This window comes from Xanthomarina arctica (assembly GCF_014638915.1).
GTDB lineage: Bacteria > Bacteroidota > Bacteroidia > Flavobacteriales > Flavobacteriaceae > Xanthomarina > Xanthomarina arctica.
This window is the reverse complement of the sequence record NZ_BMFQ01000002.1, coordinates 1038842-1053253: the sequence shown is the minus strand read 5'-3', so window position 1 is coordinate 1053253 and position 14412 is coordinate 1038842. Positions and strand designations below refer to the sequence as shown.

The following is a 14412-nucleotide window of genomic DNA, read 5'->3' as shown; positions in this document are numbered from 1 at the left end:
TCTATTTTAGAAAAGAATCTCTAATAGTTTTTAGTTCCTATCATCGAAATTCCTTAAATCATGTAACTTGAGATGCTATTTCAAGAATTATTTATTCTTCTTATAAAGAGGAATCATGTAAGAAACAGTATAGCCATATCCAAAACCAAAGTTACCACTATCATACGTTTTTTGAAACCCTGGAATGTATATGTTTTCAAAATTTTCAGGCTCGTCTTCACTAACCATGTATTTAAATTGCGCATTAAGCCCCAAATAAAGATTATTTAAAACTTCTACTTTAATACCAAGAATAAATTCACCCCAAATAGCTGTAAGACCACTAAATTCAACACTTTCATTTGAAGAAAGTTGCGGTGCCCAATATTGGTTTTGTGAATAAATGCTATAACTATTCAAGGTTTGGGTGAAGGCACTTGCTCCAATACGAAATCCACCATAAATCATGTTTTCCATTCCATACCAGTTGTCGTAAACATTATAATCTACACCAACTTTAAAATAAGTACCCTTGGTTGTGGCATTAATGTAATCGGTAATGTTTGTATCTTCTTCAGCTCCAATTTCTCCTGCCAGATATAATTTTTTGGTTAGTCTAAAATCGGCATCAACTTCAAAACCAGTATAGTCGTCGTTCGTAAAAGTCTGAATTAATTTACTCAAATCAACCCCTAAGCGCAATCCATAATTCTCCTTTTGCTTAATGGAATCAGTTTTTGTACCAATAATACTATCATTTTGAGCTTGGGAAGAAGCACAAAAAAGAAGCAACATAACAATTAAGGTATTAATGATATATTTTATATTGTATCTCTTCTTCATTTTCTACAGTTTGATTGTCGTTTGCGGCTAGAGCCAATTGTATCCAATTATCGCCATCGTCTAAAACAGTTAAAACAACATTTTCATAAATAATTTTATAGCCACAAGCACGAGACACGAAAACTTCTTTCCTTATATAATCTATGGATATGGTATCAGGGTTGCCTAAAACAACGTCGTCTTCATCCACTGAATAGTTTTTATGAAGGACGTATTGTGTATTATTTTCTGTAGTTTTTAAAGGTAAATAAGCTTCAGTGACGTCAGAGGCGCCATTGTAAATGGTAGCGCCATCATTAATAGATAAAACTTCAGAATTTCCTACCCCAGTAATCCTAAGTTTGGTAACACTTTTTGGAATATCATCACTAGGAATCGTGATGCTATAAAATGCAACATGCATATTTGGTGTTGTTTCAGTACTTTCAGAACATATATCGTCTTTTTCGCAGTTAGTTACAGCAAAACAGAGTAGAAGTAAAGCAATTATTTTTTTCAACTTATTTAATGTTTTTCCAAAAGTACAACATTTTCCACATGGTGGGTTTGTGGGAACATATCCACAGGTCTTACTCTTGTAATTTTATACATATCTTTCATTAGTTCTAGATCTCTTGCCTGTGTAGCACTATTACAACTAACATAAACCACTTTTTCTGGAGCGATATTTAAAATTTGTTGTACCACATCTTTATGCATACCATCTCTTGGTGGATCTGTAATAATAACGTCTGGATGACCATGAGTTTTGATAAAATCATCATTAAAAACATTTTTCATATCCCCAACATAGAATTCAACGTTTTCAATACCATTTAATTGTGCATTTTCTTTTGCTGCAGTAATAGCGTCTGGAACGGCTTCTACACCAATTACTTTTTTTGCTTGTTTGGCAACAAATTGAGCAATGGTTCCAGTTCCGGTATATAAATCGTAAACCAGCTCATTTCCTGTTAATCCAGCGTAATCTCTTGTTATTTTGTAAAGCTGATAAGCTTGCTCTGAATTTGTTTGATAGAAGGACTTGGCATTAATTTTAAACTTTAAGCCTTCCATTTCTTCAAAAATATGATCTTGACCTTTATAGCAAATAACTTCCTGATCGTAAATGGTGTCGTTTGCTTTTTCGTTAACAACATATTGTAAAGAGGTTATCTCAGGGAATGTTTCCGCTAAGAAATCCAGTAACAATTCTCTTTTTATTTTGTCTTCCTTGAAAAACTGAATCATAACCATAATATCTCCTGTAGAAGAGGTACGAAGCATTAACGTTCTTAAAAGTCCCGTTTGATTTCTAGTATTAAAGAATTCTAAATCATTTTTAACAGCGAAATCTTTCACAGCATTTCTTATGGCATTGGAAGGATCTGCCTGTAAATGACATTTTTTAATGTCTAAAATTTTGTCCCACATACCAGGAATATGAAATCCTAAAGCATTTCTATCTCCTAAGTCTTCATCAGATTGAACCTCTTCGAGTGTTAACCAACGACTATCGCTAAAAGAAAATTCCATTTTATTTCTATAGAAATATTCGTTTTCAGCCCCTAAAATAGGAGTGACTTCTGGTAAATCTAAATGTCCAAGTCGGGTTAAATTATTAACTATTTCCTTTTGTTTATAAAACAATTGGTGTTCATAACCCATGTCTTGCCATTTACAGCCACCACAAGTGCCAAAATGCTCACATTCTGGTGTAACACGCTTATCTGAAAGTTTATGGAATGCAATGGCTTTTCCTTCGTAATAAGATTTTCTCTTTTTAAAGGTTTGCACATCAACAACATCTCCTGGAACGGCATTAGGTAAAAATATAACTTTACCATCTTCAGCTTTAGCAATAGTTTTTCCTTTTGCTCCAGCATCAATAACTTCTACGTTTGTAAAAATCTGTTTTTTGGTTTTTCTTCTAGACATCTGGCAAAAGTAATGAAAGGATTTACGATTTACGAGTTAAGATTTATGATTTTTTAGAGATTTATAACAAGAAAGTCTCATGAGGTATAAATTCTTTAAAACGATTTAATTTTTCCTGAAACAGAAGTGACTTAATTTGAAGGGGGATTTTCAATAAAAGTCCTTCAAAATCTAATTGTTAATATTTTATTTAGCCGTATAATTTTTTGTAATTTGCGAGCCCTAAGGGATGATTTCTCTCCCACGCTGAATTTTCGACTATCACCTGCTCTAAAGTTATGGTGAGTATAACTTCGAAAGGATAAAGGTACAGTAGGAATGGTTATTTTACTCGCTTAGCGAGATTTAAATATTAATTTTTTGCACCTTAAAAACATGGTGTCAAACGATGTCTTTTATTTAGACATTAAACCTTAAATTATTTAAAAATGGCTGTTTTAGACCAATTAACATCGCAACAAGCGATAGATTTAGAAAACAAGTACGGAGCACACAATTATCATCCACTTCCTGTTGTATTAGCAAAAGGAGAAGGTGTTTATGTATGGGATGTTGAAGGAAATAGATATTACGATTTTCTTTCAGCTTACTCAGCAGTAAACCAAGGACATTGTCATCCAAAAATTGTTGGAGCTATGGTAAACCAAGCTCAAACATTAACCCTTACCTCCAGAGCATTTTATAACGATGTCCTTGGGAAATACGAGAAATTTGCTTGCGAATTTTTTGGCTTCGATAAATTATTACCAATGAATACAGGAGCTGAAGCAGTGGAAACCGCTTTAAAACTATGTAGAAAATGGGCTTATGAAGTAAAAGGAATTGAAGAAAATGAAGCAGAAATTATTGTTTGTAAAAATAACTTCCACGGAAGAACAACAACTATTATTTCTTTTTCTAATGATCCTGTTGCTAGAAAACATTTTGGACCATATACTAAAGGATTTATAAAAATCGATTATGATAATTTAGAGGCTTTAGAAACAGAATTAAAAAATAATTCAAATATTGCTGGATTTTTAGTTGAGCCAATTCAAGGTGAAGCTGGAGTTTTTGTGCCACAAGAAGGTTATTTAACAAAAGCAAGAGCTTTATGCGAAAAATACAATGTGTTATTTATTGCAGATGAAGTTCAAACAGGAATTGCTAGAACTGGAAAAATATTAGCTGTAGATCATGAAAATGTAAAACCAGATATTTTAATTCTTGGAAAAGCATTAAGTGGTGGAGCATACCCAGTATCTGCTGTGTTAGCAAATGATAATGTTATGAATGTAATCCAACCAGGAAATCATGGTTCTACTTTTGGTGGAAATCCAGTTGCGGCAGCAGTAGCTATTGCCGCTTTAGAAGTTGTAAGAGACGAAAATCTTGCTGAAAATGCTGAAACTCTAGGGCAACTTTTTAGAAGTGAGCTTAACAAATATATCGAAACAACAGATTTGGTACATTTAGTAAGAGGAAAAGGATTATTAAATGCCATTGTAATTAACGACGATGAAGAAAGCGAAACTGCTTGGAACATTTGTATGGCATTACGCGATAATGGCTTATTAGCAAAACCAACTCATGGAAACATTATTCGTTTTGCTCCACCTTTAGTAATGAACGAAGAACAGTTATTAGACTGTGTTTCAATTATTGTGAAAACTTTAAAGCAATTTGAAAAATAATTTTAGAAAACCTGAAAGATTTTTAAAATCTTTCAGGTTTCATTTTTTAGAAAGAGCAATCCATTTAAGTGGATTGCTCTTTTTTGTTTATGAAGCTAATAAAGTAAAAAATTAAAAGTTGATGTTTCGCAACATTATATATTACTGATAATTGATAGAACTAATTAGCTGTTGAGTTTTGATGGTTTTAGATCCATCGTTTAACTTTAAACTTGTTGCATATCTTGAAACTCTCTTAATTTTTCTTGTATCATATCAGGATCTTGCAAAGCTTCCCATCCAATTAAGCTAATCATCCAAAAAACATAAGCTAAGAAAATAACATTTAAAACAATTCCAATAATAGCAAGAATTTTACCGGTTTTAACGTTGTTATAACCAGAATAGAGTTCTGGATTTTCTGCGTAAATAGATGTAGACTTACTAGCCAGAACTAATGCAACAATACCAATAGGTAAACCTAAGATACCATAACAGCAGCAAGTTAAGATAGATATAATTCCTAATACTAAAATTAGTGTGGCGTTTTGTAAGGGTTGTTTTTCCATGTAAGTTATAAAATATGTTAATGTGTTATTTTTAAAATATAGCTCCCAACAATTATTGAAACATTTAGAGCAATGAGACCCATCTTGAGTTGGTAATCGTATTTAAATTTAAAATAAAAATTAAAGATAATAAAAATGCCGAGAAGGAGAAGTGAATATATAGCAGGATACATTTTAAAAGCAGCTATAAAATCGCCTGTAATTAGAAATAGGAAAGATCTTTGTAAACCACAGCCTAAACAGTCAACTCCAAAAAGCTGTTTGTTTAGACAGGGTAACATAAAATCTTCTAGGGAAGACATATTTATATCTTTTTTAATTCAAGTTTTAAAGATATAAAAATCTACAGATTTATTTATTTGAAACTATAATCTTTTTACTCACTATTTGATTATCGGCAAAAGTAACATTCGCAATATAAACACCTTCACTTAAATTTTTGGTAGAAAAAATGTATTTTGCTTCTGTCTTTAAGTTTCTTTCATCAAGGATTTGTTTCCCGGAAATATCATAAAGTTTTACTTGCTTTACCTCTAAAAGTTTTGGGTTAGAAATGCTTAATTGTGACAATTGGTTGTTTTGATAAATGTTTAAATCGTCAGCAGTAATTACCTGTTCCATATTTAAAGTTTCTGCAGTGAAGGTTATTTCAAAACGATCGGTATAGGTGCCTTGTGGTAAATTTATCTCGTAATTGTTTTCTTTTAAATTCACATAGATGTTATTTTCTATGTCATGTATGAAAATGGGTTGGCTTTCGTCAAAGTTTTGGACATCGAAAATTCTAAACCGGAACGGTTGATTCTGGCTTATATTAATAACTAAAGGAATGTTTAATCCTTCATTAAAAGCCAATGCTTGCGCATTTAATTTCACGTCGTTTACTGGCCAATAGGCATCAGAATTTAAAGCTTCTGGGCTTCTTGTTTCTAAACCATAATCTAGACCAATGGTTGCAGAGCTATGAAATGTTTGTGTTAACTGCCTTGTATAGGTTTCATTAAAATCTAAATTAAGTCTAAAACGTTTATAGCCTTCTGGCATAATACATAAACTATCTTCATTATAAAAAGGGCCTTCACCAGTTCTTGACTCGTTGTTTGTAGTTTTAAAGAATTGACTTTCTGGATCCACTTGTTTTTGGAAAATGCGCATATCATTTGTAAACTCAACAACTCCTCCGGTCCCACCTCTTACCATGAAACCTTGACCTATTGGTATGTATCTATATACATTTTTATCAGATGTTATAGAAGGTGAAGTGACTATATTTCCATTATTGTTATAGGTATGAAAGGTTGTAGGTGTATATGTTCCAACTGTTCCACCAGAACTAATAGTGTATGTGGCATAACCACCAACGTAGTTTCTTAATACATGAGAGGTTGATTGTAATGGATCTTGTTCCCAAAAAGAAAGTGTGCCTGTTGGGTCTAATACTGCTTGATTATTTGCAGTTGCTCCATGAAGAAATTCTCTTGCATCTATGGCAGAAGGATACGGGTTACCTACTAAAGTTTCTAAACCAGCATTAATAGTAATGTTGCTAATTGTACCATTATTTGGTCTTCCTCTAAAATCATATTTTTGTAAACTACTAGGGTTTCCTTTCATTGTAAATCCATAGCCACTAGCTAATTGACCTGATTGAACACCACCAGTAGGTAAGCTACCACCACCTATGCCTATCCAGTCATAATATTCGTCTGGTGCAGCGGTTACACCAATATACTGATATAACCAATACTCTGATATGGTTTGCTGGGTTGTGTTTGGTATTGTAGCAGTACCATCATAACCATTAGTATAATTTGCTAGTAGACTTGTTATTTTATTTAAATGTGCATTGGCATTACCAATAGGATCATATAAATTTACATTTGGTGTAAATACCGTATTTCCTGCAACACCACTATTAATACCAACTGGTGAACCCCAGTAGTTATACATATAGGTGTTTGAAGTTCCTGTTTGGTACACACTAAGTTGTCCAACCCCAGTATTGGTGCTTGCTATTGTTCCATTACTTTGTATTAATTGCGCATCATTACGTAAATAAATAAAACCGTCTGAATCTAAATTTACGTCATTCGTGACAAATAAAGGAGCCACTGTTGGGCCACTTGTAAAAGCGGAGCCATCTACGTAAACATAACTGCCATTACTAACAAACAAATCAGATTGGGCAAAATTGATTGTACAAGTTGCCAATAAGATTAATGTATATAAATATTTCATGATTGTAATGTATTAGCTTTTTAAAAAAGTAGTATAATAAAGGTAATCAATTATTTTTTCTTTGATTGATATTTAAATGATGTAGTTTTTTTGTTTAATGAATTATCAATTGGAATTTTATAACTAAAAGATTTATTGTGATACCTAGAATGTCAATGCAAACGGTGTGTGATGAAAAACAATCTAAAAAAACAAAACTTCTTAGATTTACTTGTAGGTTTTTTGTAAATACTTTTGGTTTAAGTTTTCTTTTTTTTATTTTAATTAGAGAAGGAAATATTAATCTAATTAAATTTCTGTAAATTTAAATCAAAATTACATAAAATTTGTTAATCATCTATAGGTCAATATAATAAATATGAATCTTTCAAAATACTTAAATTATTTACTAATAATCATTGGCTCTATAGTTGCCATTTATGCGCAAGCAGAAGAAAAACAAAATGTGGTTATCTTGATTCTGGGGATCATTATTTTAATGGTTGGATTATATAGAATCTCAAGCACGATTCCAAGTAAGAAATATCCAGAAAAAGATAATGAAATTAAGGAAAATGAGCATGATGTTTAAGATAGGAGATAAAGTGTCTGTTCTGGATGAAGATCTAACCGGATTAGTGGTAAAAATTCTTGGAGATACCATTACCATGGAGGATGAGAATGGTTTTGAAATGGATTTTAGCAAAAAAGAACTGGTTCTTATTAAAAACGAATCTCAATTAAAGAGAAATTCATTTTTAGATGTGTCTTTAAGCGATGTGATTAACGAGAAAGAAACGGTTAAAAGAAAAACCATTACAAAAAAGCCTAAGGAGCGTTTCGAACCTACCATGGAAGTAGATTTACACATTCATCAATTAACAGATAAATCTAGCCGAATGAGTAATCACGACATGCTGACTTTACAGTTAGATACAGCCAGAAAAAAATTGGAATTCGCCATTAGAAACCGGATTCAAAAAGTAGTTTTTATCCATGGAGTAGGAGAAGGCGTTTTAAAAATAGAACTGGAATATCTGTTTGGTAGATATGGCAATCTTAAATTTTATGAAGCCAATTACCAAAAATATGGGTTAGGAGCTACGGAAGTCTATATTTTTCAAAATGTTTCTGCAGACTAAAACTCTGGAGTTACAATTCTTGTGCTCGTAGTTCTTGAATTTACTAAATATCCAAAATCGAAGTCTTCTTGATTTAGTGTTGGAAACGATATGTCGTTCACTATAAGAGATACTTCGTAAAATTGTTGAATACTACTTGGTCTATAAGCCGTAGCAGTTACGATTGTATCAACCAAGGGATTTAAATAATCGGCTATAATATTAGGATTTGTATAATCGTTAGAAGGATTCAGATCCTGGCTGTTATTTTCTTCATCGATTGTAAGAACCCCATCGCCATCATCGTCTGGATCTAAATAATTAGGAATACCATCACCGTCTGTATCTTGCGGATTTGTTAGTGGATCATCATCTCCATCTGCATTGTCATCCTCAGCAAGTTCTGTTGACGTAAGCACATTGTCTCCATCATCATCTGCATCTAAAAAGTTTGGAATACCATCACCATCTGTATCATCGTCATACAAATTTCCATTACCATTTATATCTTCCATTTCAGCCGGAATTCCATCATTATCATCTTCATAATAGTCTGTAGAAATTGTATAGGTTCCGCAACAACTAGATAAATCTTCAGTAATGTCTAAACTAGAAGGTGGTACATCATTACAAAACAAATCTGTACTACTAGAATTATAACTTCTATAATTCAGTAAATTGGTTGTCCCATTAATGGTTCCTTCATGCGTATCGTTTGCAAGTTTTACCAATAAAGAATCTGTATTAATATATACTACTTCAAAAATATCATCTAACGTAGTAACTGGTGAACTAATTTGCAATGAGATAGATTCGAACGGGGATTCTTTAATATTATAAAAAACCAGTTCACCACAAGCTTCAAAAGTATCGTCAAAATCTAGTTGAACTATAAAAACATCTCCATCGTCGCAAGAAGAAACAAAAAATAAAATTGATAATAAGGTTACTAATTTTCGCATGACATTCATAGATTTTGAACAAAAATAAAAGATTTGGTAAATATACAACGTGCCTTCTTGCAAATAATTATAAATGCCCTATTTTTGCTCTATTAATCCTGATTTTTTATTCATGTAATAAAGCGTTCATGAAACATTTTTTAATGAACGGTTTAATTTCCAAAAGAAATGATTCTTTAAATGATACTGAAAATCAAATAATAACAATAAACACAAACATATGAAATCTGTTTATTTTGATAGTGCCGCAACTACAAGAGTACGAAGTGAAGTAATAAGCGTCATGCAAGATGTTTTAGAAAATCAATATGGAAATCCATCTTCGACACATGCTTTTGGAAGAGCTTCAAAATCGATAATTGAAACAACAAGAAAGGCCATAGCAAAAGAGCTTAATGCATCACCACAGGAAATTATTTTTACTTCTGGAGGTACTGAAGCCGATAATATGATTTTACGTTGTGCAGTTAGAGATGCTAATGTAACGACTATTATAACGTCTCCAATAGAGCACCATGCCGTTTTACATACTGTTGAAGAATTGCGTAATGAATATGATGTTGTTATAGAATATGTGAAGCTACAAGAATGTGGTACGCCAGATTATCAAGATTTAGAGCGCTTGTTAAAGGCAAATAACGAAAGAAAACTGGTGAGTTTGATGCATGTTAATAACGAAGTTGGGAATATCCTAGATATTGCTAAGGTGTCCTTACTTTGTAAAACTAATAATGCGTTATTCCATAGTGATACTGTTCAATCTATCGGTCATTTTAAATGGGATGTTCAAGAAACCCCCATTGATTTTATGACGGCGGCAGCACATAAATTTCATGGACCTAAAGGTATTGGATTTGCTTTTATTAGAAAAAACAACTCTTTAAAACCATTTATATCTGGAGGTTCTCAAGAACGAGGTTTTAGAGCAGGAACCGAATCTGTTCATAATATTAAAGGTTTGGAAACAGCTTTTGTTTTAGCTTATCAAAATCTAGAGGAAGAACGTAGCTATGTTGAAGAAATAAAGGATTACTTTAAAACTGAAATTAAAAAAGCCATTCCAGAAATAAAATTTAATGGAAATTGCTCAGACAACTCAAAAAGCACCTATACTTTATTAAATATCTGTTTGCCAATGTCTGCTGAAAAGGCTTTGACGCTTCAATTTCAACTAGACTTAAAAGGCATTGCTTGTTCTAAAGGAAGTGCTTGCCAAAGTGGTAGTGGGAAAGGGTCTCATGTTTTAGAACAAATTTTATGTGAAGAAGATAAACAAAAACCTTCTGTTCGGTTCTCATTTTGTAAATACAACACCAAAGAGGAAATAGATTACGCCATTTCTGTCTTGAAAGAGTTTGTTGAAAAGTAAAAAATTAGAACATAGAACATAGAGAAAAGAGTAGAGAACATAGAGAAAAGAGTAGAGAAAATAGAGTAAAGAAATTGTCATATTTTAAATTAAAAAAACCTTCAGAAATAACTTATCTGAAGGTTTTTTATTATTAGCCAACTAACACTTATGCAGCTAATGCTTTTTTGAATATGCGACTTTTAATTTTAGTTTGCCATTTTTCTAATAATGCCATTTCATTACTCATTTCAAAATTAACATCGACATTATAAAACTCTAAGATATCTTTGGATTTTCCTGAAGTTTTGTAACCTACAACCAAGTCTATTCTGTCCGTTTCAATTTTATTAGTTGTTTTATTTTTGAAGTTTCTTTGCGTTTTTACTATTTCGCAAGAATCAATTTGATTAAGATCTATAACCGTTACGTTATGTTCTGCATCAATAATTTTAGAATAAATTAATTTGTTTGCAGCTTCGTCCATGGCAATGGTATAGTAAGTTCCCCAAAAATCTGGTTCTGTAACTTTTAAATTATTTTTTAAAGCTTCATCTATAAAATCTTTTTTTACTCTTCTCTTTTGTCTTTTTTGAGTTGATTGTATCAAAATAAGAGGTAATAATATAATTAGTGCAATGATAATTCCAATGTATGTGCTATGTATTTCCATGATTTTTTATTTTTTATAAGTTAATATGAATGGCAACAAGCCAATCATAAATGAATAAGTACTATTAAGTTCTCTAGATGTATCTAGAAAATGAGTCCTATAAATAAAAAATAAAATATTATGAAAAGGTGTGGAATGGATAGAGTAAGGTTTCAATATCTAATCCAGGATGGATGTTTTTACTTTTGTAAAGATATTGATTGTCTTTTACGACTAAAAGTTGGTCTGCTTGTTTTAAAAACTGGAAAGCAACCTTTACTTCGCCATTTTGAAAAGTTAAAACAGTTTCATTTAAAACATTTCCAAGAGGTTCTAAATCTGGAAATAGCGATAATTCTGGCGTCTTTGAATCGGATAGATTAATAGAAACATCATGATGAGAACCGTTATCAAAAACAGTATCTACTATGAGATTTTGAATAGAAAGACTAATGCTTAAAGAATAAGCAACTAGTAAGCATAAAGCTATTATATTTCTAAAACCTTGTTTCACCTTTGTTTCTATTGTTATTAGTTTTTATACTTCTACTTTGATTATTAAAAAGTATAACAGCAATTATCTGTTTATTCTGTAAATTATTTCTTTTTAAAGATTGAATATTGATACAACTAGGGTACAAATGTATAAATGTTATTTAACATAATTTAAAAAAAGACTGTTAAAATATTAAAACTTCATAGAGGTTTTAATATTAAAGACTCTTGGTGACAAATAGTTAGGAATAGCGTACTGTCGTTTACTATATACATCTCTAACCCATGTATTTGTTATGGAGTTTTGAGTATCAAAAACGTTAAAAATTTCAAAGCCAACAGTTAAATATTTAAAAGGTTTTCTCCAACCGTTGTGGGTTTCATTATAATCTACAATAACATATTGTAAACCTACATCTGCACGCTTGTAATCTGGCAAACGGTTTTGGTAAACATAAGGATCTGCATAACTAGGAGAACCACCTGGAAGCCCTGTATTATAAACCAAGTTTAAATACATTTTCATTTTTGGTAAACTAGGAACATAATCCTGAAAAAGAGCGGCAAATTTTAAACGTTGGTCTGTTGGTCTAGCAATATAACCCTTATTGTCAATGTTTTCTTCTGTTTTTAGATAACCAAAACTAAACCAAGATTCTGTTCCAGGAACAAATTCACCATTTAATCTTAGATCCAAACCATAGGCATAAGCTGTTGCATTATTGTCTGCAGCATATCGAATACGTACATTCTCTAAGGTATATGGATTGACGTCTGTCATATTTTTGTAATAAGCCTCTGTGGTTAATTTAAAAGGCCTATCCCACATTTTAAAACTGTAATCGTTTCCAATAACCACCTGAAAAGATTTTTGTGCTTTAACATCTGGATTTATTGTTCCTGAAGAATCTCGTAATTCTCTATAAAATGGTGGTTGATAATACATACCTCCACCAATTCTAAACAACATGTCTTTTTTCCAGTTTGGTTTGATAGCAAATTGTGCTCTCGGGCTAACAACAGTTTGTGTTGTTGTTTCGATACCTTCTCCACTTACCGTCCAGGTGTGAGATCTAGCTCCCACATTAAACCAAACCTCATTATCGCCAATGGTAGTTCTTTTACTCCACTGTAAATAAGCCTGATAGCGTTGAATAGTAGTTTCGTTTTTAGCACTCACATTTTCGAAGGCCACTAAAGGCCCTTCGTATGGTGAGTAAGGCTGGTTGTTAAAGTTATCACTATAAGGTGGATTTACTGTAAATCCTGCCGAATCTATCATTTCCCATTCGATCAATCGATCTCTAATGTTCTCGTTTGTATATTTTATAGACCACTCAAAATCGTTGTTTTCAACCGTATATTTTCCACTTTGTTCAACGTTTGTAATTAGGGCGTCTAAATCGTTTCTACCATGATTTAATTGACCTCCAATGCCTTCGCTGAATTCTACTTCGCCCAATTCTTCACTTCCAATATTAGAATTGACCTCACCTAATCTGTATTGTGCTAAAATATCGAAATACTCCTCTTCAGTTGTGTGATATGTAGAAACAACAAAGTTAAGTGTTAAGTCATCATTTAATAAATAACTTGCTTTTATGGCACCAAATAGGGTTTCGTATTTGTCTTTTTCTTGACCTTCATAAAAAACTAATAAGGCTAAAGGATTTTCTAAAGTTCCAAAATTAGTTTGTCTGGTTTGCGGTTCGTAATTGTATTTATTAATGGACGCGTTTCCTAAAAAGCTGACTATTAATTTATCGGAAAAACTATAATTAATTTGTGTTTGAACATCAGCATAGGACGGTTCGTAATTACTTTCAGTTTCCTTAGCATTTACAAACAAACTGTTGTCTCTGTAACGAATACCTAAAATTCCTGAAAGTTTAGAATCTTTACTTATAGCTTCCACAGCAAGACTTCCACCAAGAAGACTTAATTCCAAGCTTGCTCCAAACTGGTAAGGTTTTCTGTAAGTTATATCTAAAACGGAAGCTAACTTATCGCCATATTTCGCTTGAAATCCACCAGCTGAAAAATCAACATTTTGAACTAAATCTGGATTTACAAAACTTAATCCTTCCTGTTGTCCAGAACGAATTAAAAAAGGTCTATAAATTTCTATGCCATTGACATATACTAGGTTTTCATCGTAATTACCTCCTCTAACTGAGTATTGTGTGCTCAATTCGTTATTTCCACTCACCCCAGGAAGGGTTTTTAAAAGGTTTTCTATTCCATTGTTTGCACCTGGTATCAGTCTGATTGTTTCAGGGTTTAAAGAAATAATACCTTCAACATCATCTCTTTCCTTGCTATTAATAACAACTGTCGAAATTTGTTCTACAGACTCATTCATAATAGGATGAAACTCGTATTCCTCACCATTTTTTAAATTAAAGGTTGCAGTAATACTTTTGTAAGCAAGATGTGTAAAACTTACGACTACTTCTTGATCTGCAGGAATCTTTATAATGAAAAAACCATTTTCGTTTGTGGCTGTACCATTTTCTCCAGCTTTAATATTAACATTTGGAATTGGAGTTTTGGTGTCGTCTAAAATAACACCTTTAAGTGTTCCTGATTGCGAAAAACCCAAGAAGGACATCGAAAAAAGAAAAAAACTAAAAAGATAAATTTTTATTTTCAAAAGG

14 protein-coding genes are annotated in these 14412 nt (G+C 32.0%); 4 read left to right on the top strand and 10 right to left on the bottom strand.

The genetic code is table 11. From position 1 onward, the window contains the following. Positions 1–87 precede the first annotated feature (87 nt). From IEV77_RS11085 to rlmD, 3 genes are read right to left on the bottom strand one after another with little or no spacing between them, the layout of a single operon-like run. Positions 88–822, bottom strand: coding sequence for a DUF6048 family protein (locus tag IEV77_RS11085; protein WP_188464705.1), 735 nt, complete (start codon positions 820–822; stop codon positions 88–90). After that, entirely contained in the window at positions 788–1321 is a 534-nt protein-coding gene (locus IEV77_RS11080) for a DUF6452 family protein (protein ID WP_188464703.1), read from the bottom strand. Before IEV77_RS11080 ends, IEV77_RS11085 begins: the two co-directional genes overlap by 35 nt. 5 nt (positions 1322–1326) lie before the next feature. Next, positions 1327–2739, bottom strand: a complete 1413-nt coding sequence (rlmD, locus tag IEV77_RS11075; RefSeq protein WP_188464701.1) for a 23S rRNA (uracil(1939)-C(5))-methyltransferase RlmD — start codon at positions 2737–2739, stop codon at positions 1327–1329. Between the two features lie 428 nt (positions 2740–3167). On the opposite strand from rlmD, the gene rocD reads away from it, so the two are divergent. Next, complete coding sequence (gene rocD / locus IEV77_RS11070) at positions 3168–4412, top strand: ornithine--oxo-acid transaminase (protein ID WP_188464699.1); 1245 nt, start codon at positions 3168–3170, stop codon at positions 4410–4412. 206 nt (positions 4413–4618) lie between these two features. Here the strand turns inward: rocD and IEV77_RS11065 are convergent, their stop codons facing one another. The 3 genes from IEV77_RS11065 to IEV77_RS11055 all read right to left on the bottom strand — a co-directional run bounded on the left by IEV77_RS11065 (position 4619) and on the right by IEV77_RS11055 (position 7198). Then, complete coding sequence (locus tag IEV77_RS11065; protein ID WP_188464698.1) at positions 4619–4960, bottom strand: CCC motif membrane protein; 342 nt, start codon at positions 4958–4960, stop codon at positions 4619–4621. A 17-nt stretch (positions 4961–4977) separates the two neighbouring features. Continuing rightward, positions 4978–5241 carry a DUF2752 domain-containing protein gene (locus IEV77_RS11060; RefSeq protein ID WP_188464897.1) on the bottom strand — a complete coding sequence of 88 codons (264 nt, stop codon included), beginning with the start codon at positions 5239–5241 and terminating at the stop codon, positions 4978–4980. Positions 5242–5311: 70 nt separating this feature from the next. Then, positions 5312–7198 carry a DUF8693 domain-containing protein gene (locus IEV77_RS11055; protein ID WP_188464696.1) on the bottom strand — a complete coding sequence of 629 codons (1887 nt, stop codon included), beginning with the start codon at positions 7196–7198 and terminating at the stop codon, positions 5312–5314. A gap of 358 nt (positions 7199–7556) precedes the next feature. On the opposite strand from IEV77_RS11055, the gene IEV77_RS11050 reads away from it, so the two are divergent. Beyond that, the gene (locus tag IEV77_RS11050) at positions 7557–7769 is read left to right on the top strand and encodes a hypothetical protein (RefSeq protein ID WP_188464694.1); all 213 of its coding nucleotides are present in this window, start codon (positions 7557–7559) and stop codon (positions 7767–7769) included. Continuing rightward, complete coding sequence (locus IEV77_RS11045) at positions 7759–8319, top strand: DUF8465 domain-containing protein (RefSeq protein ID WP_188464692.1); 561 nt, start codon at positions 7759–7761, stop codon at positions 8317–8319. Before IEV77_RS11050 ends, IEV77_RS11045 begins: the two co-directional genes overlap by 11 nt. On the opposite strand, the gene IEV77_RS11040 is transcribed toward IEV77_RS11045, so the two are convergent. Next, the gene (locus IEV77_RS11040; RefSeq protein WP_188464690.1) at positions 8316–9260 is read right to left on the bottom strand and encodes a hypothetical protein; all 945 of its coding nucleotides are present in this window, start codon (positions 9258–9260) and stop codon (positions 8316–8318) included. The genes IEV77_RS11045 and IEV77_RS11040 overlap by 4 nt on opposite strands. Positions 9261–9480: 220 nt before the next feature. On the opposite strand from IEV77_RS11040, the gene IEV77_RS11035 reads away from it, so the two are divergent. Then, the gene (locus IEV77_RS11035; protein WP_188464688.1) at positions 9481–10629 is read left to right on the top strand and encodes a cysteine desulfurase family protein; all 1149 of its coding nucleotides are present in this window, start codon (positions 9481–9483) and stop codon (positions 10627–10629) included. A 148-nt stretch (positions 10630–10777) separates the two neighbouring features. Here the strand turns inward: IEV77_RS11035 and IEV77_RS11030 are convergent, their stop codons facing one another. The 3 genes from IEV77_RS11030 to IEV77_RS11020 form a co-directional block, all read right to left on the bottom strand. Next, positions 10778–11281 (bottom strand): hypothetical protein, encoded by a 504-nt coding sequence (locus IEV77_RS11030; protein ID WP_188464686.1) that lies wholly within the window; start codon positions 11279–11281, stop codon positions 10778–10780. Positions 11282–11399: 118 nt separating this feature from the next. Beyond that, positions 11400–11774: a hypothetical protein gene (locus IEV77_RS11025; RefSeq protein WP_188464684.1), complete on the bottom strand. Its 375-nt coding sequence runs from the start codon at positions 11772–11774 to the stop codon at positions 11400–11402. 174 nt (positions 11775–11948) lie between these two features. Next, the gene (locus tag IEV77_RS11020; RefSeq protein ID WP_188464682.1) at positions 11949–14366 is read right to left on the bottom strand and encodes a TonB-dependent receptor; all 2418 of its coding nucleotides are present in this window, start codon (positions 14364–14366) and stop codon (positions 11949–11951) included. Positions 14367–14412 lie beyond the last annotated feature (46 nt).